This window comes from Pseudomonas sp. WS 5532, assembly GCF_012985445.1.
Lineage (GTDB): Bacteria > Pseudomonadota > Gammaproteobacteria > Pseudomonadales > Pseudomonadaceae > Aquipseudomonas > Aquipseudomonas edaphica.
The window spans coordinates 125,738-145,045 of sequence record NZ_JAAQWK010000006.1; the positions used below are offsets into that span (position 1 = coordinate 125,738).

10 protein-coding genes are annotated in these 19,308 nt (G+C 58.8%); 7 read left to right on the plus strand and 3 right to left on the minus strand.

The genetic code is table 11. From position 1 onward, the window contains the following. Window positions 1-197: 197 nt before the first annotated feature. From mexE to HBO23_RS12735, 3 genes are read left to right on the plus strand one after another with little or no spacing between them, the layout of a single operon-like run. Window positions 198-1,439, plus strand: a complete 1,242-nt coding sequence (gene mexE / locus HBO23_RS12725; RefSeq protein WP_058419743.1) for a multidrug efflux RND transporter periplasmic adaptor subunit MexE — start codon at window positions 198-200, stop codon at window positions 1,437-1,439. Window positions 1,440-1,454: 15 nt separating this feature from the next. Further along, a complete protein-coding gene (locus HBO23_RS12730; RefSeq protein ID WP_017135542.1) occupies window positions 1,455-4,634 on the plus strand; it encodes an efflux RND transporter permease subunit in 3,180 nt (1,059 codons plus the stop codon). Next, entirely contained in the window at window positions 4,631-6,046 is a 1,416-nt protein-coding gene (locus HBO23_RS12735) for a TolC family protein (RefSeq protein WP_099549834.1), read from the plus strand. Before HBO23_RS12730 ends, HBO23_RS12735 begins: the two co-directional genes overlap by 4 nt. Before the next feature lie 216 nt (window positions 6,047-6,262). Here the strand turns inward: HBO23_RS12735 and HBO23_RS12740 are convergent, their stop codons facing one another. Continuing rightward, entirely contained in the window at window positions 6,263-9,688 is a 3,426-nt protein-coding gene (locus tag HBO23_RS12740; protein ID WP_170038313.1) for a hypothetical protein, read from the minus strand. 131 nt (window positions 9,689-9,819) lie between these two features. Next, window positions 9,820-10,839 (minus strand): AraC family transcriptional regulator, encoded by a 1,020-nt coding sequence (locus HBO23_RS12745; protein ID WP_017135539.1) that lies wholly within the window; start codon window positions 10,837-10,839, stop codon window positions 9,820-9,822. A 167-nt stretch (window positions 10,840-11,006) separates the two neighbouring features. Here HBO23_RS12745 and efeU point away from each other — a divergent pair, with 167 nt between their 5' ends. From efeU to efeO (HBO23_RS12765), 4 genes are read left to right on the plus strand one after another with little or no spacing between them, the layout of a single operon-like run. Then, window positions 11,007-11,852, plus strand: a complete 846-nt coding sequence (gene efeU, locus HBO23_RS12750) for an iron uptake transporter permease EfeU (RefSeq protein WP_170038315.1) — start codon at window positions 11,007-11,009, stop codon at window positions 11,850-11,852. 10 nt (window positions 11,853-11,862) lie between these two features. Then, on the plus strand, window positions 11,863-13,065 hold the full coding sequence (efeO, locus tag HBO23_RS12755) for an iron uptake system protein EfeO (protein ID WP_170038317.1): 1,203 nt from the start codon (window positions 11,863-11,865) through the stop codon (window positions 13,063-13,065). Between the two features lie 14 nt (window positions 13,066-13,079). Continuing rightward, on the plus strand, window positions 13,080-14,384 hold the full coding sequence (gene efeB / locus HBO23_RS12760) for an iron uptake transporter deferrochelatase/peroxidase subunit (protein ID WP_170038319.1): 1,305 nt from the start codon (window positions 13,080-13,082) through the stop codon (window positions 14,382-14,384). 25 nt (window positions 14,385-14,409) lie between these two features. Continuing rightward, complete coding sequence (gene efeO / locus HBO23_RS12765) at window positions 14,410-15,228, plus strand: iron uptake system protein EfeO (RefSeq protein WP_017135535.1); 819 nt, start codon at window positions 14,410-14,412, stop codon at window positions 15,226-15,228. Window positions 15,229-15,286: 58 nt separating this feature from the next. Here the strand turns inward: efeO (HBO23_RS12765) and HBO23_RS12770 are convergent, their stop codons facing one another. Further along, on the minus strand, window positions 15,287-19,144 hold the full coding sequence (locus HBO23_RS12770) for a hypothetical protein (protein WP_170038321.1): 3,858 nt from the start codon (window positions 19,142-19,144) through the stop codon (window positions 15,287-15,289). Between the last annotated feature and the right edge of the window lie 164 nt (window positions 19,145-19,308).

The window sequence follows — 19,308 nt, forward strand, 5'->3', positions numbered from 1 at the left end:
CTCGTTCCTTGCACGCTACGCAATACACCTTTGTCATCACGCCTATTGATAGCTCCCTAACGAAAACGCCATTCTAGAGGGCTCGCCTCTCGCTTATATCATTCCGAATGATAGTTACCTTTGTTTCATTCGATTCGTGACATAGCACCTCGCCGCGCATGATCCGCCCATCTCAAATACATTGGCGGATGCACCTCATGGAACAGTCACTCAAACACTTGCGCTTCCCCTTGGCGATTTTGGCCGTTGTGGTGATGAGCGCCTGCGGTAAGACCCCGGATCAAGCGGCCGCCATGCCCCCCGCGAAAATCAGTGTGGCCAAGGTGCTGGAACAGCCGGTCAACGAGTGGGATGAATTCACCGGTCGCCTGGAAGCCCCGGAAACCGTGCAAATTCGTCCGCGCGTATCCGGCCAGATCGACCAGGTGGCCTTCACCGAAGGCGCTCTGGTGAAGAAAGGCGACCTGCTGTTCCAGATCGACCCGCGCCCGTTCCAGGCTGAGGTGCGCCGCCTCGAAGCCCAGCTCGCACAAACCAAAGCCGCCGCCAGCCGTAGCGATAACGAAGCGCAACGTGGCGAGCGTCTGCGCCAGAGCAATGCGATCTCCGCTGAACTGGCTGACTCGCGCACCACCGCCGCCCAGGAAGCCCGCGCCGCTGTCGCCGGGATCCAGGCGCAGTTGGACCTGGCCAAGTTGAACCTGAGTTTTACCCGCGTGACCTCGCCGATCAGTGGCCGCGTCAGCCGTGCGGAAATCACCGCCGGCAACCTGGTGACCGCCGACACCACGCCGCTGACCAGCGTGGTCTCTACCGACAAGGTTTACGCCTACTTCGACGCCGACGAGCGCGTGTACCTCAAGTACACCGAGCTGGCTCGCGAAGGCCGCCGTGGCGCGACCACTCCTGTGTACCTGGGCCTGTCCAACGAAACCGGCAACCCGCACCTGGGCCAGATGAACTTCGTCGACAACCAGGTCAACCCGGCCACTGGCACCATCCGTGGTCGCGCCGTGTTCGATAACAGCAAGGGCGAATACACCCCGGGCCTGTATGCCCGCTTGAAGTTGGTCGGCAGCGGCACCTACTCCGCCGTGCTGATCAACGACGAAGCGGTGGGCACCGACCTTGGCAAGAAGTTCGTGCTGGTGATGGACGGTGACAAGCCGGCTTATCGCTCGGTGGAACTGGGGCCGAAGATCGAAGGCCTGCGCATCGTGCGCAGCGGTTTGACCAAGGACGACACCATCGTCGTGAAGGGCTTGCAGCGCATTCGTCCGGGTTCGCCGGTTGCGCCGGAAACGATCCCGATGGCCAGCAAGGAAACCCTCGCCGCCTTGGCACAACAACGACAAGCGCTTGAAGCCAGCAACCTGGAACAAGTGGCGCCGGATAAAGCCGCGCCCAAGCTCGCAGCCGTCGCGACTCCACGCGGTTAAGGGATACAACTCAAGATGAATTTTTCCAAGTTCTTCATTTCGCGGCCGATCTTCGCAGCGGTGCTGTCGCTGTTGATTTTGATCGCCGGTGCGATCTCGCTGTTCCAACTGCCGATCAGCGAATACCCGGAAGTGGTGCCGCCCACCGTGGTGGTACGTGCCAACTTCCCGGGCGCCAACCCCAAAGTCATCGGTGAAACCGTGGCCGCTCCGTTGGAGCAAGCCATTACCGGCGTCGAGAACATGCTGTACATGTCCTCGCAGTCGACTGCCGATGGCAAGCTGACCCTGACCATCACCTTCGCCCTGGGCACCGACCTGGATAACGCGCAGGTGCAGGTGCAGAACCGTGTGACCCGCACGCAGCCCAAGCTGCCTGAGGAAGTGACGCGCATCGGTATTACCGTCGACAAGGCTTCCCCTGACCTGACCATGGTTGTGCACTTGACCTCACCGGACAAGCGTTACGACATGCTCTACCTGTCCAACTATGCCTTACTCAACGTAAAGGATGAGTTGGCGCGTCTGGGCGGTGTGGGTGACGTGCAGTTGTTCGGCATGGGCGACTACTCCCTGCGTGTTTGGCTGGACCCGAACAAAACCGCTTCGCGCAACCTGACCGCCACCGATGTGGTCAACGCGATTCGTGAGCAGAACCGTCAAGTGGCCGCCGGTGCCCTGGGTGCGCAACCTGCACCGAATGCCACCAGCTTCCAGTTGTCGGTGAACACTCAGGGCCGCCTGGTGACGGAGGAGGAGTTCGAGAACATCATTATCCGCTCCGGCGCCAACGGTGAAATCACCCGCCTTAAAGACATTGCACGGGTAGAGCTGGGTTCCAGCCAGTATGCGCTGCGCTCGTTGCTCAACAACCAGCCGGCGGTGGCGATCCCGATCTTCCAGCGCCCAGGTTCCAACGCCATCGAGATCTCCAACGAAGTACGCGCCAAGATGGCGGAGCTGAAAAAGAGCTTCCCGGAAGGCATGGATTTCAGCATCGTCTATGACCCTACCATCTTCGTGCGTGGCTCTATCGAGGCGGTGGTTCACACCCTGTTCGAAGCACTGATTCTGGTGGTGCTGGTGGTGATCCTGTTCCTGCAAACCTGGCGCGCCTCGATTATTCCATTGGTGGCGGTGCCGGTATCGTTGATCGGTACCTTTGCGGTGATGCACTTGTTTGGCTTCTCGCTCAACGCACTGTCGCTGTTCGGCCTGGTACTGGCCATCGGTATCGTGGTGGACGACGCCATCGTGGTGGTGGAGAACGTCGAGCGAAATATCGAGTTGGGACTCGAACCGTTCCCGGCCACCGAAAAGGCCATGAGCGAAGTAACCGGCCCGATCATCGCGACCGCGTTGGTGCTGTGTGCGGTGTTCATTCCAGCGGCCTTTATCAGCGGCTTGACCGGTCAGTTCTATAAGCAGTTCGCGTTGACCATTGCCATTTCCACGGTGATCTCGGCATTCAACTCGCTGACCTTGTCCCCTGCCCTGGCCGCCGTGTTGCTGCGCAGCCATGACGCGCCGAAGGATCGCTTCTCCAAGGTGCTCGACAAGCTGTTGGGTGGCTGGTTGTTCCGCCCATTCAACCGCTTCTTCGAGAAAGCCAGCCATGGGTATGTGGGCACCGTACGCCGGGTGATTCGCGGCAGTGGTATCGCGCTGTTCCTGTACGCCGGCCTGATGGTCCTGACCTGGCTGGGCTTTGCCCACACGCCAACCGGTTTCGTACCGGCCCAGGACAAGCAGTACCTGGTGGCTTTTGCGCAATTGCCGGACGCCGCGAGCCTGGACCGTACCGAAGACGTGATCAAGCGCATGTCCGACATCGCGCTGAAACAACCCGGCGTGGAAGCCGCCGTCGCCTTCCCGGGCCTGTCGATCAACGGCTTCACCAACAGTCCGAACAGCGGCATCGTGTTCGTGACCTTGAAGCCCTTCGATGAGCGTAAAGACCCGAGCATGTCCGCTGGCGCAATTGCCGGTGCATTGAACGGCAAATACAGCAGCATCGAGGAAGCCTACATGGCGATCTTCCCACCGCCGCCGGTACAGGGCCTGGGTACGATCGGCGGGTTCCGCCTGCAAATCGAAGACCGTGGCAACCTGGGTTACGACGAGCTGTACAAGGAAGTGCAGAACATCATCACCAAGAGCCGTACCACGCCTGAATTGTTCGGCCTGTTCACCAGCTACACGGTCAACGTACCGCAGGTCGATGCTGCCATCGACCGCGAAAAAGCCAAGACCCATGGCGTGGCGATCAGCGACATCTTCGACACCCTGCAGATCTACCTGGGTTCGTTGTATGCCAACGACTTCAACCGCTTTGGCCGTACTTACCAGGTCAACGTGCAGGCAGACCAGCAGTTCCGCCTGGATGAAGACCAGATCGGCCAGCTGAAAGTGCGTAACAACAAGGGCGAGATGATCCCTCTGGCGACCTTTATCAAGGTCAGCGACACCTCGGGGCCGGACCGCGTGATGCACTACAACGGCTTTATCACCGCCGAAATCAACGGCAACGCCGCACCGGGCTACAGCTCCGGCCAGGCTCAGGCGGCGATTGAGAAACTGCTCAAAGATGAATTGCCCAACGGCATGACCTACGAGTGGACCGACCTGACCTATCAGCAAATCCTCTCGGGCAATACCGCGCTGTTCGTGTTCCCGCTCTGCGTACTGCTGGCGTTCCTGGTGCTCGCCGCCCAATACGAAAGCTGGAGCCTGCCACTGGCGGTGATCCTGATCGTACCGATGACCCTGCTGTCGGCCATCACCGGGGTGATTATCTCCGGTGGCGACAACAACATCTTCACCCAGATCGGCCTGATCGTATTGGTGGGCCTGGCGTGTAAGAACGCGATTCTGATCGTCGAGTTTGCCAAGGATAAACAGCAGGAAGGTCTCGATCCGCTGGCCGCGGTACTGGAAGCTTGCCGCTTGCGTCTGCGGCCGATCCTGATGACCTCGTTCGCCTTCATCATGGGTGTGGTGCCTCTGGTGTTGTCCAGCGGTGCCGGTGCCGAGATGCGTCATGCCATGGGTGTGGCGGTGTTCTCCGGGATGATCGGGGTGACCTTCTTCGGTCTGTTGCTGACCCCAGTGTTCTACGTACTGATCCGTCGTTATGTGGAGCGCGGCGAAGCACGCAAAGCGGCCAAGGCCTTGAAGCTGGAGACACAGCAATGAGCGTGAAAGTATTTTTGCCGAGCTTGCTGGTACTGGCGCTGAGCGCCTGTGCCGTAGGCCCGGACTACAAAACCGAAAAATTGGAGGCGGCCAATATCACGGCCGCCGCCGACACCAAAAGCTATGACCACGCCAAGTACGAAGGCATCTGGTGGCAGCAGTTCGAGGACCCGACCCTCAACCAACTGGTCACCCAGTCGTTGAGCGGTAACCGCGACCTGCGTGTGGCGTTCGCCCGTCTGCGGGCGGCACGCGCCATCCGTGATGACGTGGCCACCGACATCATGCCGGTCGTCACCTCTCGCGCCAGCAGCGACGTGGGCAAAGGCCAGATCCCGGGCCAGACCACCAAACGCGTCAACAGTGAGCGCTACGACCTGGGCCTGGACATGGCCTGGGAAGTCGACTTGTTCGGCCGCATCCGCCGCAACCTGGAAGCCAGCGATGCGGACCAACAGGTCGCCGAAGCCGACCTGTACCAACTGCAAGTCACCATGATTGCCGAACTGGTAGACGCCTACGGCCAACTGCGCGGCGCTCAATTGCGTGAACGCATTGCTCTGGACAACCTGAAGAACCAGCAGGAATCGCGCACCATTACCGTGAGCCTGCGTGATGCCGGTGTGGGCGATCAGCTCGATGTAGAACGCGCCGACGCACGCCTGGCCGCCGTTGAAGCCAGCGTGCCGCAACTGCAAGCCGAGCAAGTGCGCGAGCGTAACCGCATCGCCACCCTCCTCGGCCAGCGCCCCGACAAGCTGAGCGTGGACCTGAGCCCCAAAGACCTGCCGGCGATTGCCAAGGCCTTGCCGATCGGCGACCCCGGCCAGTTGCTGCAACGTCGCCCGGACATTCTCAGCGCCGAACGCAAACTGGCCGCCGCCACCGCGCGTATAGGCGTGGCCAAGGCCGACCTGTTCCCACGGGTCAGCCTCAGCGGCTTCCTCGGCTTTACCGCCGGGCGTGGTTCGCAGATCGGTTCGGCTGCCGCCAATGCCTGGTCCCTTGGCCCTAGCATCACCTGGGCCGCCTTTGACCTGGGCAGCGTGCGTGCACGGTTGCGCGGTGCGAATGCCGAAGCCGATGGCGCCCTGGCGACCTACGAGCAGCAAGTGTTGCTGGCGTTGGAAGAATCGGAGAATGCCTTCAGTGATTACGGCAAACGCCAGCAGCGCCTGGTCTCGCTGATTCGTCAAAGTGAATCCAGCCGCGCTGCCGCAGACCTCGCCGCGATTCGTTATCGCGAAGGCACCGTGGACTTCCTGGTGCTGCTCGATGCGCAGCGTGAGCGCTTGGCGGCTGAAGACTCCCAGGCCCAGGCCGAAGTGGACTTGTATCGCGGCATCGTCGCGATCTACAAGGCCCTGGGCGGTGGCTGGCAGCCGGACACGGTCGTCGCCAGCAGCAAGTGATGTAACGAGCTCCTTTGGTTGGTCGCATCCAGCCAATTTTTAGCCCTGCGGCTCATTCGGTCGCGGGGCTTTTTTTTGCTGATGATTTGAGGTGAGGCTTTCAGCTCGGTCGTGCAGGAGGGCGACAGTTGTCGGGGCGCGCGCAGAGTCGGGGTCAAACCAGCGAGAGATGAGCATCCCTGCTCGAAACAACAGTGGTTACGTTTTAGAAACGATTCAGCCTTCAGACGCCTTGGGCGGTGATTGCTGGGCAAAATCTATCGTGCCGTTAACCGTATTTGGCAATCCGATGTTTCCCACTAAGTTAGTGACTTCTTTGCCCGTACGCTCGCGTGGCGATAGCCTGATTAATGTCGCGTTTTTTTTGCTACCACACACCAGTTTTCTGAAATCAGAGAGTCCTTTCCCTAATGATTTAGGGACGTTCACCCCCACGCTTCTGACGCCCATTGCGGTGAGACGAAACAAGGATTTCGCCGTGCCGGCCACTGCCCCCGGTAGATTAAACATCGACAGCACTGCTTTACCCGCAACGGCTAACTTGGCAGCTATCGACCCTGCCTTTGCGACCGCGCTGACGGCACTGGCGGCCACAAACAGAGCACCTACAATTTCCAAGCCCAGCCCAATAGCGCCCACGGCAACACGACGGCGATCGCCTGAGGCGAGCTCTTCGATATTGCCTTTGAACGGAATCAGGGTATTGATGACGAAATTATCAATAGCATCCAAACGCTGCTGAACGGCTTCGTTATACGTCGTGCCTGCAGCTTGCTTCATCAGCAGCAAGGGGTCGACGAGCAAATTTTCCAGTTGCAGGGCTCTAAGAATTTCAGCCGTTCGTGTCGATGAATAGGTATTGGGCAAGCCCGCTGAAGCGTCCTGACGCTTAGGCGGCGCGGGAAAGTGCGCGACGACCTCAATATCAACCGGCAGTGTCGGGCTTAGACGCCGGCGCATGATTTTCCCGAAGGAATCGGTACCCGAATCACTCATAAACGTCATGGCGTCGACCAGTTCCGGGCGTTCTGCGTAGCGGTTAGAGCCGGGGAGAAACTCATAACACTTGGCGCCCGACGCATCTCTGAGAAATAGAACAGGCCCGATTTTTTGCTGAGCCTCTTCTTGATTGAGGTCGCCCTCTTGAGTCGAAGCGCCATAGACGGTGACTTCGCCAGACTCTAACCTTCGCCTGTCTTCAACAGGCAATTCGCTCATCAGCATTTTCGTGGCAATGCCCTGATAGGTTGCCAAGCTTGTAATTCCCTGCACGACGGGCAATAGAAACACGCTTTCGATCGGCTTCAACTTTACAAGTTGATTCTTCAATGCCTCGAACGCGGTTTTATCTGAAGGGTTGATAAAGTTCCATTCTTTCGTGTTTATATTTTCAGCCGTCAACTCGCCTGACAAGTATAAATCCTTGATTGAACAAGGCCCCGCTGCAAGCCCAAGGACAGTGGTATCAGGTTTCCACGCGTTGATGGCTGAGTTCGCAATGTTGCTCAAGGGTACAGCGTTAACAACTGAAGAACTGGGCTTGAACAGTACCGTCCTTTTACTAAAGAACTCACTCTGGCCAGGGCAAACACGCTCCAATTCCTGTTCACCTACATGCGTGCGGGCTTTAAGTAATGAGCTGGCCTTATCAAGGCTGGCGGCCACTAGCCCACTGTCCTCCACGCGCTTGTTGTAAGCAATTGCCGCGGCATTCAGCGCTGTGGGTGAGTAATCATCCTCCTCGGTCACGACCCCCTGGGCCAAGGCCCAATCGTATATCGGTCCGGCACAGTGCATTGCTTCCAATTGTTCGTGTTCAGGCGAGACCGGCCTCAGTAAGGCACGAGAGCCAAGTTGTTCTACACTCATCAGCCGCGAACTGCCTTGAGATGCCATTTCCGCCAGTGCCGTGTGGACGCGCAGGCTGACCAGTGGCAACGTCCCCACACGTACAGTATCCGCGCCCTTCACCAGAAACTCGGGGGCGACGGTCGACAACAATGCATGCGTGACCAGTATGGCTTGCTCGAGGGGCAGTTGTTTTTCTCTGGCCAGGTGTTGTTCAAGCTCAGTACGCACCTCGAACAGGGTTTTTCCTGCGTTTGATGCCGAGTACAGGTTGTAGCCGCCGATATGATTGCGCTGCGTACCCAGCGTTGGATCTATGATCAGCAGATCACGGGTAAGGATCAGCTGTTTGCGATAGCTTGGCGAAGCCTTCCCGCGCACCTCTGCCCCGTCGTCTTTAAGTGCAGCAAGAATGGGCTCACAGCGCCTCAGTCCTGCACCTTGAGTCAACGCTTGGCTAATGAGTTCGTCGGCATTCTGGCGGATGGATACCGGGCTCTGGCCTGCCCAGGGTTTGGGTGAGCAATCAAGCAGTGTCAACTGTGGGGGTATGTTGTTGCCGGGTGCTGAGCGGCGGACTCTGATACGTTGCCCCTCGGTCAGGGAATCAGGTGATTGCTGATCTTCCAGAAAATTACGGGCATAGCTGCCAAGTGGTGGTTCTGGTGGTAGCGGGTTGAGTTTCCAATTCACAATGTTGCGCAAGTCGCTGGCAGTCATGACGGCCGGTAATTCGCTCGACGTTGCATAGCGCAGCAATTGCCATACATCGCCGATTGAATGTGATCTGATTATTTTTCCGGTTGCTTCCGATTGCTGAATGGCACTGTCGAGCAGTTGCGCGAGCGTGGGATGGGCCAGAACTTGCTCCGTCACGTTGCGCCACGGTCCAGATGTGCCGTTGGCGCTGACCATAAACTGCCCATTCTCCAGCCGAACCTGGGCATTCACGCCTGTGCGGTTTGCGCTCAAGATGGGTGCCATCAGAGGATCGCGCATCAAGCGCTTCACTATTCTGAGCCCCGAGCGATTGGCAATCCCAAGTGACGAACCCGGTGCAATGTCCTGGGAAATCGCTCTGAGGTCGATGTCCTCGTTGTCTGGTTTGTCCTTGAGCTTACTGAGCAGCGTATTTATCAATGCGCTTTCATTTTCTACATCCATGAACTCACGCTCTGCCAGCTTGCGCATTTCAGGCGACCGCAGGGGGTCTTCCTCAACAGGCTTTACCGGAAAACCGTTGGCTTTGAGAGCGTCGGCATCGGTACTGTTGATGGGCCAGCGAACGCCGTAGAACGCCGCAATCTCAGCGGGCAAAAGCCTGGTTCCGGGGTTGCTCAGGCCATTTGCTTGCGGATCAAGCATGGCAGCACTGGCAATCACCTGCCGTCCGATCGGCCACCAACCGCTGCCATCAGACGGGGTAAATGTAGTGATTTTACCGGTATCTTGCGCTTGTACCGTCAGGGTGGACCCCACTATGTGAAACCTAGGCATCACGAAATTTTGCGCCCTTACCCAAGCCTGCAGGGACGGCGCGTTCCACGCGTCAACAAAGTGGCCCATCCATTTGCCAATCGACGTCTCTGGCGACAAATCTTGAAAGCGCCAATCGTCTTGGTGCCCGCTACTCAGCAGGGTGGCCAGTTCAGCGTCAGCTTCAGCGGTTGGTTTAACGGCAACCGCCAGCTTGTCCGTTTGGCCGGTTGACGTCGCCAGGTTCAGCTCACCGGGTGACGGATTTGATTGGTGTGAGAGCGCACTGTTGCCTGTATCAACACGGGATAAGCTCATTAGACGTACTCCAGAGAAAGGAGCCTAATAATCTGAGAGCCGCCCCTTCGAAACGGATCGGCTTATTCTGAAGCGCAGTGCAGCAAGTGTATGTACACATTACCTCCTGCTAATCAACGCATGAGCCTGCGTCACAAAGACGGCAACGCGTCACTCAGAATCAGGCTGCGGTAGTGCCCTGGGTTTGAGCCGGACCATTTGCGGAAGGCTTTGTAGAATGAGCTGACATCAGCAAAACCAAGGCGCACGGCAATTTCAACAAAACTGATATCGGCCTCGGCAAGCCAGACAATCGCCAGTTCCTTGCGCACGCTATCCTTGAGCCCCTGATAAGTCTGCCCTTCATCTGCCAGGCGGCGACGCAAGGTTGACGCCGATATACACAGGTTGGCCGCCAAGCCTTCGGTTTCGGGCCAGGTATTGGCAGGCATATGGCGCAGATCATTTTTGATGCGATTGGCCAGGCTCGCCGGGTCGCGGTACTTGACCAGTATGTTGGCCGGCGCATGCGCCAGGAACCGCTTGAGTTCTTCCGGGCTACGCTTGATCGGCAGGTCGAGACAGTCGGCAGAAAAGATCATGCGCGTGCGTGGCCGATCAAAGCGCAGGTTGTCGGAGAACATCACGCGGTAGTCATCACAGAATTGCGGCTGCGGGCAACGCAGCTCAATGGCGAGTATCGGGATACGCCGACCCGCCAGCCAACAGGCCACGCCGTGGACGATCATCCAATAGGTGAAATAGGTAAACGCGCGTTTGGGTTCGGGTTCGAGCAAGACGATTTCTGCCAGGCTCTGTTGGCGCACCAGCTGTGCAGGCATCTGCTCGAACATCAGCGACAAAAAACCCAGGCCGGTTTCCAGGCCGGCATCCAGGCTCGGTTGCGCCATCGCGGCGCGGCACAGGAACGCCAGGCTGCCAGACTTGAGTTGGCGCGGGTCCATGCCAAAAAACTCGTCGTCCATGCGCCGCGCCAGCAAGCGCCACAGGCGTGCGTAGGCCGTGGCGGGCACGCGAGCGTCGGGCTGCTCGAGCAGCGCCGGGTCTATTCCGACCTTGCTCAAGGCTTCAACCGTGGCCGTGCCGGGCGCGCAGCTCTGCAGCAAGGCTTCGCGCACAAGATGGATAGAGATGGTGTCTTTTTCCGCCATGGGAATCGGGCTATTCAATGCTGCAAAAGATGGGATGCATCATAAGGGCGGTTGCGATTCGCCACCACCGTTCAGCCGCAGTTCAGCAAAGGTCAATATTGGCTGTTTAGTAATGAGTATCATTATGTTACAAATTAGCATCCTATCCAGCCTTGATGCGGTGCCGAATGCTCGTTCCCTTTCTAATCATGCTGCGCGAAGGCATTGAAGCCGCATTGATCGTTGGCATTATTGCCAGTTACCTGCAACAGACCGGCCGTGGCCAGTGGATGCCCGCCGTGTGGATCGGCGTGTTCCTGGCCGCTGCGTTGGCCCTGCTGGTAGGTGGCGGCCTGGAACTGGTCAGTGCGGAGTTCCCGCAGAAACAACAGGAATTGTTCGAAGGTATCGTCGGCCTGGTAGCCGTCGGCATCCTCAGCTCCATGGTGTTCTGGATGCGCAAAGTGGCGCGCTCCATCAAGCATTCCCTGCACGAATCCCTGGATCATGCACTGGCCGGCTCCAAGCACCAAGTCATCGCGCTGATCGCCATGGTGTTCTTTGCCGTGGCCCGTGAAGGTCTGGAAACCGTGTTCTTCCTGCTCGCCGTGTTCCAGCAAAGCGAAGGTCCGGGCGCCCCGATTGGCGCCCTGCTCGGCTTGATCCTGGCGATTATCGTCGGCTTCCTGATCTACACCGGCAGCATGCGCCTGAACCTCGGCGCGTTTTTCCGCTGGACCGGCCTGTTCATCCTGGTGGTGGCCGCCGGCATTCTTGCCAACTCGGTGCAGGCGCTGCATGAAGCCGGGGTGTGGAACCACCTGCAAACCGTGTTGTTCGACTTCAGCGCCGTGCTGCCGATGGACAGCCCGTTGGGTTCGGTGCTCGCCGGGATGTTCGGCTACCAGGAAGCGCCGACCGTGAGCACCCTCGGTGCCTATCTGATTTATCTGGTAGTGGCGCTGGTGATGTTCTTCCTGCCCTCGGCCCCTGCCAAGCCTGTCGCCCAACCTTCTTCCGTTTCCAGCCATTAAGGACCGTCTCTTGTCCAACCCAACCCTTCAACCGGCACCGCCGTCGCGCGCCCTGCGCTGGGCAGTGGCCGGCTCGGTGGTGGTGATGATCGCCGCCGGTGCGCTGTTTTATTACGCCTCGCAATTGGCTGCCGCCAAGCGTCAGACCAACCACAATGAAATCGCCGTGACGATTCACGCTCACGCTTGCGAGCCGAATGAAATCAGCGTGCCCGCCGGGCGCGCGAGTTTTCGCATCATCAACCGCTCCGACCGCGCGGTGGAATGGGAAATCCTCGACGGCGTGCTGGTGATTGAAGAACGCGAAAATATCGCGCCGGGCCTAAGCCAGGTGATCAACGCCAACCTGTTGCCCGGCGACTATGCGATCACCTGCGGCTTGCTGAGCAACCCGCGCGGCACCTTACATGTCACGCCAACCGCTGAGTCCGATGCCCAGGCCAAGGCCAAACCGTCGATGGTGGCGTTTATCGGCCCGCTGTCGGAGTTCCGGGTGTACCTGAGCGGCCAAGGCAGTGCGCTGGTCAAGGCCGTGACCGCGCTGCAGCAAGCCATTGCCGCCGATGACCTGGCCCAGGCGCAGGCGCTGTATGTGCCGGCACGTGAAGCGTATCAGCGCCTGGCTCCCGCCGCGCAACGTCTGGCCGAGCTGGACAACGCGATCAACGCCCGCGCCGATTACTTCGAAAAACGCGAGCAAGACCCCGCGTTCAGCGGCTTCCACCGCCTCGAATACAGCCTGTTCCAGCAGCGCAGCCTCGATGGCCTCGGCCCGGTCGCCGAGCGCCTGGTCACTGACGTAACCACCCTCAAGCAACAGCTGCTTGCGCAATCACTGCCGCCGGAACAACTGGTCAGCATTGTGGTGCGCAACCTCAACAGCCTGGCGGATGTGCGTGCCGCCAGCGGTGAAGAGGAACGCTACAGCCATATCGACTTGAACGGTTTTGCCGCCAACCTGGAGGCTGCCCGCAAGGTGGTCGACCTGATGCGCCCATTGCTGACCAAATCAGCGGCGGACCTGTTGCCAAAAATCGACAGCGCGCTCGATGCCTTCGATGCCCAACTCAACAGTTTTAAAGTCGACGGCCAGTACAGCCGCTACGACAGCGTCACGGCCGATCAGCGCAAGCAGATCGCCGACAAGGCCAAGGCTCTGGCCGTTGCACTCGATGGAATCGACCCCGCCCTTGGCCTTTCCGGCCTGCAGTGAAGACGACCTAATAGATGAGTGATTCAGAACAGTTTTCCGCGCAACGTCGCCGTGTCCTGCTGGGCATGGCCGCCACCGGTGCCGCGATTGCCGGCAGCACCCTGACCTGCCCGGCCATGGCCGCCGCAGCCGAGCAAGTCACCACCGCACCACGCAGTGACAAGACCCAGGACCACCACGACTTTTTCGGCCAGCACCAGACCGGCATCGTCACCCCGCGCCCGGCCTGCGGCATGCTCGTCGCCTTCGACGTGCTGGCCAGCGATCGCGAAGACCTGGAGCGCCTGTTCCGCACCTTGAATGAGCGCATTGCGTTTCTGATGACCGGCGGCACCGTGCCGCAAGTCGACCCGAAACTGCCGCCCACCGACTCCGGAATCCTCGGCCCGGTGGTCACGCCGGATAACCTGACCATCACCGTCTCGGTCGGCGAATCGCTGTTCGATGAGCGCTTCGGCCTGGCGGCAGCCAAACCCAAGCGCCTGAGCCGCATGGTCGGCTTCCCCAACGATGCGCTGGAACCCGCGCAGTGTCACGGCGACCTGAGCCTGCAATTCAGCTCGAACACCCCGGACACCAACATCCACGCCCTGCGCGACATCGTGAAGAACCTGCCCGACCTGCTGCTGGTGCGCTGGAAACAGGAAGGCAGCGTGCCGCCCCAGGCACCGGCCAAACCCGGTGAACCGGCGCAGAGCGCACGCAACTTCCTCGGTTTCCGTGACGGCTCGGCCAACCCGAACTCCAACGATGCCAAGGCGATGGACCAGATCGTCTGGGTACAGCCCGGCAGCGACGAACCGGCGTGGGCCGCCCACGGCAGCTACCAGGCCGTGCGCATCATCCGCAACTTCGTCGAGCGTTGGGACCGCACGCCGCTGCAGGAACAGGAAAGCATCATCGGCCGTATCAAACCGACTGGCGCGCCCATGGATGGCGACAAAGAAACCCAAGTACCTGACTACAGCAAAGACCCGGAAGGCAAGTTGACCAAGCTCGATGCGCACATCCGCCTGGCCAACCCGCGCACCCCGCAGACACAGGCCAACCTGATCCTGCGTCGGCCGTTCAACTACTCCAACGGCGTCAACAAAAACGGTCAGTTGGACATGGGGCTGTTGTTCATTTGCTACCAGGCTGACCTGGAGAAAGGCTTTATCAGTGTGCAAACCCGGCTCAACGGCGAGCCCCTGGAGGAATACCTCAAGCCGGTTGGCGGCGGGTACTTCTTCACCTTGCCTGGGGTGACGGGGCCTAAGGACTTCCTTGGCCGCACGCTGCTCGCTGCAACGCACTCTCAAACCACTGCCAAGACCTAAAACAAACCCAGAGCGGAAAAGCCCCATGAAGAAGTCGACTATCGCGTTGTCGTTGCTAATGACCCTTTCACCGTTGGCAGCCTTCGCCGCCACCGCGCCTCTGGACCTGGTAGGCCCGGTGTCGGACTACAAGATCTACGTCACCGAAGAAATCGGCGAATTGGTCACCCAGACCAAGGCGTTCACCGATGCCATCAACAAAGGCGACCTGGCCACTGCGCAGAAGCTCTACGCACCGACCCGCGTGCACTATGAGTCCATCGAGCCGATCGCCGAGCTGTTCAGCGACCTCGACGCTTCGATCGACTCGCGTGTTGACGACCACGAGAAAGGCGTGACCGCTGAAGACTTCACCGGTTTCCACCGCATCGAATACGTGCTGTTCTCCGAAAAGACCACCAAAGGTCTGGAAGCGCTGACCGCCAAACTCAACACCGACGTCAACGACCTCAAAACCCGCGTGGATGGCCTGACCTTCCCGCCGGAAAAAGTCGTCGGCGGCGCAGCAGCACTGTTGGAAGAAGTGGCTGCCACCAAGATCTCCGGTGAAGAAGACCGTTACAGCCACACCGACCTGTATGACTTCCAGGGCAACATCGACGGCGCGAAGAAAATCGTCGACCTGTTCCGTGGCCAGATCGAGAAGCAGGACAAAGTCTTCCTGGCCAAAGTCGACAAGAACTTTGCCGCCGTGGACAAGATCCTGGCCAAGTACAAAACCAAGGACGGCGGTTATGAGACCTACGACAAGGTCAAGGAAACCGACCGCAAGGCCCTGGTGGGCCCGGTCAACACCTTGGCTGAGGACCTGTCGACCTTGCGCGGCAAGTTGGGTCTGAACTGATTAAAAGCCCCGAGCCATGCATTCATACCGCAATGCACGGCTCGGGGCTTATCGGTGCTTAGTTCACCGGTGCGTCGGGCTTGAAGTCTTCAATTGGCGCACCAGTGGGTGTCTGCGTTACCGGATCAATCGCATACCATTTAGTGTCTATTTGTACCGCATATGTCGGGCAACTTCGACTCACGCCCAGCTGGCTTCCTGGGTAAGCGCCGGCCTCCTGCCGTGGGGCTAACGCGTCATACGCCCCAAGCCCCCAACGGCATTTCTCAAAGGCGGTGGTCGTCAGAAAAAAGCCTGGCCCCACACAAACCAATTCGCCTCTGAGCACCTGCCTGGCTGCCCCCAGGGCTTTGGGGCCAATCCTGAGCACATCAAAAACCCCGTCCAGCGGGTTGAACAAACCGCGCAACGTTTTCGATCCACCCTTCAGCGCGGTCATCGTAAACGCACGACTGCCGAACGGCACAACCGTTTTGAACCCACTGAAAAAGCCACGTAACCCACCGGTAAACGCAAAGGAAGTAAAGTCGATCACCAGCCCCTTCAGGCCTGCGCCAATGTTGCCGTCGGCGATATCGGCAATCGCCCCCACAAATGGGATCAGGCTTAATACCATCCTGAGGTTTTCACGGGTAAAGACCTTTCCGGAATCAAACGGATAACTGCGTCTTCTCTGTAGCGTTGTCGGCGCGTTGGCGTATTCCAACAGCGTCTCGCGCTTCACATCGAACGTAGCGTTGACGATGGCCCTGGCTATATCGTTGGTTTTTTTCGACGCCCAACTGTTAGGCACAGCACCTGGCGTGCTGCTGGCCCACCTCGACGAATTCTGCCCCGGCAACGTCTCTCCGAACTTTTCGATAATGGCCTTGGTTCGCACGCCGGGACGCAGCTCGCTGCCTGTCTGATAGGCCTGAAGGTCAAAATCTACTTGTGTTGCCTTGCGATAGCCCGCCGGTACATTGGCAAAAGGACCATACGGGACCGTCCCCTCTTCAATCACACCGTCCAACTTTAGCGTAGAGAACAGCAAGTTACGCTTGCACACTTTCATGGACCCCGGGAACATTTCGAGACAGGTATAACCTCCCTCTGGCCCCTTGTTCTTGTAGCGCAACAACACACCCTGCTTGGCCCTCTTTTCGACCACCTTCGAGTCGCTCCCCTGATCCTGGGCCAGGGATTCCCCGGTTTCCTCACGCAACGTGAAAATCTCCACATCGCCGGACTCCAACCCTGTGCGTACATCCAGCGGTGCATTGGCGATCATCAGTTTGATCACCGTTTCCTGTGCGCGACGACTGTCGGCCAGGTATTGGTCCACTGCCGGCGCTACCAGCGGCTTGATACGTGGAAGCTTCTTGATTCTTTCTTCAAAGGTTTCCTGGGAGATAGTGGGGTGCGTGAATGCGTATTTCTTCTCGCCAAAAAGTCGCGTATTCACCCACTGCTGAGCCACGAAAAAAGGGTCCTCCTCAGGTTCTCCGGCAAGGATCAACTCGGTCAACAACGGGGTACGTGTTTCCAGGTGGCCCTCGTTTCTGGCGTCATACGGTTTGTCGGTCACCAGCGTCAACTTGATCTTGGCGATCTCATCCCGCGTCATTTCGGGAAACAACAGAACCAATTGATCAATCAATAGGCTCGTCTGCGAAGGTGGCTCACTTGTCAGGCTCTGGAAGGCCGCGACAGTACTGCTCTGGCGGTCAGCAAACGCTTGCGCGGCCGCCCGATAATCCCCTGCGGAATAAGCCCCATCGCTGGTTTTGGGAAACACACCGGCCATCACCGCCCAATCCAACAGAGGCGCAGCCCCCAGGCATTTGATCAGCGTCTCGTGCTCCGGCCCCATGGGTTCGAGTCGGGTAAGGGCTTGCGCCTCCGAGATGTTCAATGCGCGCGAACTGCCTGCCCCACTGAGTTTTTCCGCCATGGCGCAACCCAGGCGCAGGCTCATCCAAGCGGTCGAGCCCACGCTGACTTGGCCAGGAGACAGCTTGAGCGCCTCAGGTGCCTGTGGCGATAACCCAGGATCCGGTTTGATCAGAAACTCGGGGGCCGCCTGTGCCAACAACATATGGGCGATCAAGGGCGCGGTATTGACGTCGGCACCCTTTTTTCTCAATAAGCCTTCAATGTCAGCACGTACTTCGTCCAAGGTACGACCAAGGTTGTTGGGCTGATAAATGTCGTAGCCCGCAACCATCCCAGGCTTGCCAGGCATCTGTGCATTGACGCTGGCCTTGATGGTGGCCGCCAGGAGTTGATGGCGGGTAGCCTTTGACAGCTGTTTGCCGCCGGTAACCTCAGCCATATTCAACTGCTGCGCCAATGCCTGAGCCTTGATGATCGCCTCGTGCGAGTCGAAAAACTGCTGCAGTTGCAGGTCAGGGTCGCGGGGCAAATTTGTCCGGGCCATATGGCTGGCGAACAGTTCGGACACCGAGCCAGGCCCGCTGGACGCTGCCTTCAACACGTTCAGGTCAGCGGGCGACAGCGCGCCAGGGGCCCATGTATAAGGTGACAAACGGGCATAGTCACCCTGCGTTGGCGCGGGTGGCAGCTTGGCGGTCAGCCAACTGATGGCCGAATTGATCTGCGTAACCGTTTCGGGGCTTCCCAGCCCGGAAAACGCCAGTACTTGCCGCACGTCATAAACGGCCTGGGAGTACAGGGCATTCCCGGTCGCCTTGCTCATCTCTACCAGTTGATGGAGGTCGTTATTGAGCGCGTGGATAGCGGCTTTTTCGGCCGGGCTGCCACCTATCGAAACGTTGTAGATCTCTTGGTCAAGAATGACTTGAACACTGATCCATTGATTGGCCGAGTCACGTATCTCAAGGCTTCCATTGGATATCCTGTAAACGCTCTCAGCACCACCCAGACCGGACCTCTCGATGAAAGCCTTGAACGCCGGCCTGCCCAGCCACTCAACAAAACGTTCACGGGGCGCATGACTTTTGTGTGCCAGCGTCGATTCAGGATAAACGGTGGCGTACTGCGCGCTCAGAGTGGGCGTATCACCCTCCCCACGGTCCTTGACCAACCCTCGCAACTGAGAGGTGAGGTGCGTTCGCACATCAATGTCACTGTTGTGCTGCATGAGCTGCTCATACTGCCGGCGCCACTGGTCGCGATGCTGGTCGGATATCGGCGGCCAGCCGTGTTTTTTCAGGCGTTTCCCAAGCGCCTTTGCATCTATTTGAGGGGCCGGATATTCCACACCGTAGAATTCGAGCACCGCATTAAAATCGCGAAATTTGACCGTGTGCTGGCCCGGCAGCAATACACCCATATCACTCGGCTTCAACTGCTTCACCGCCGCACAAACTTTCGCGCTGACCTCCCACCAGCCGGAGCCGTCGGTGGTCGTGAAGGTTCGCGCGACTGTTTTGCCGTCAACCACCACTGTGCCTTCGACCCTGTCGCTGAAAACAAGCGCAGTTGATAGATCCAGGCCTTTGGATGTGAGCCAGGCCTGCACCTGTGGCTCGTTCACCGCCTCAGTGTAGGCATCAATGAAGGGCCTTATCGAGGCACCTGGAGGAAACGGGTCGGCGTTCAGTTTGTGGGTAGTCAGCAGATGAGTGAGGGTTTTCTGCAGGCTGCTGTCGGCTTTTTTTGCTTGCGCCAATGCGGGATAAACCGCTGTTTTGCGCTCAGCGTCGGGGGCGTGCGCGTCACTTTCAGACGCAACCTCGCGCGTCTTGCGTATCGATGCGGGTTCAAACTTGAATTGCGTCAGCTGTCCGCGTACCGGGCGGGGTGCGCCTGCAGGCGGCCCGTTTTCAATCATTGGCAAAACAGCGGGGTCAGGCGTTGCAGGCTTTACAGCAGGCCCCGTGGGGAGCTGCATCTGAGACAGGTGGGGATGACTGACAACTGTAACGCTACCCTTGGAAAGGCTTGTCGACATTCAAAAATTCTCTCTACCGGTTGGGTTGATGAGAGTTCTCGTCCCTAAAAACAGTCGGTTAAGAAAATATTAAGAATTCTTGAGATGCAGAGTAGGAAATTTCTCGATTGACTGAGGAATAGTGTGAAAACCTGAGCGCTTGAACCGGCACCGAAAGGATGTGC

What these genes read in the sequence shown, in the direction of transcription:
- efeU (WP_170038315.1), top strand. Translation starts at nt 11,007, where the DNA reads ATGCTCGTTCCCTTTCTAATCATGCTGCGCGAAGGCATTGAAGCCGCA.
- HBO23_RS12735 (WP_099549834.1), top strand. Translation starts at nt 4,631, where the DNA reads ATGAGCGTGAAAGTATTTTTGCCGAGCTTGCTGGTACTGGCGCTGAGC.
- mexE (WP_058419743.1), top strand. Translation starts at nt 198, where the DNA reads ATGGAACAGTCACTCAAACACTTGCGCTTCCCCTTGGCGATTTTGGCC.
- HBO23_RS12740 (WP_170038313.1), bottom strand. Translation starts at nt 9,688, where the DNA reads ATGAGCTTATCCCGTGTTGATACAGGCAACAGTGCGCTCTCACACCAA.
- HBO23_RS12730 (WP_017135542.1), top strand. Translation starts at nt 1,455, where the DNA reads ATGAATTTTTCCAAGTTCTTCATTTCGCGGCCGATCTTCGCAGCGGTG.
- efeO (WP_017135535.1), top strand. Translation starts at nt 14,410, where the DNA reads ATGAAGAAGTCGACTATCGCGTTGTCGTTGCTAATGACCCTTTCACCG.
- HBO23_RS12770 (WP_170038321.1), bottom strand. Translation starts at nt 19,144, where the DNA reads ATGTCGACAAGCCTTTCCAAGGGTAGCGTTACAGTTGTCAGTCATCCC.
- HBO23_RS12745 (WP_017135539.1), bottom strand. Translation starts at nt 10,839, where the DNA reads ATGGCGGAAAAAGACACCATCTCTATCCATCTTGTGCGCGAAGCCTTG.
- efeB (WP_170038319.1), top strand. Translation starts at nt 13,080, where the DNA reads ATGAGTGATTCAGAACAGTTTTCCGCGCAACGTCGCCGTGTCCTGCTG.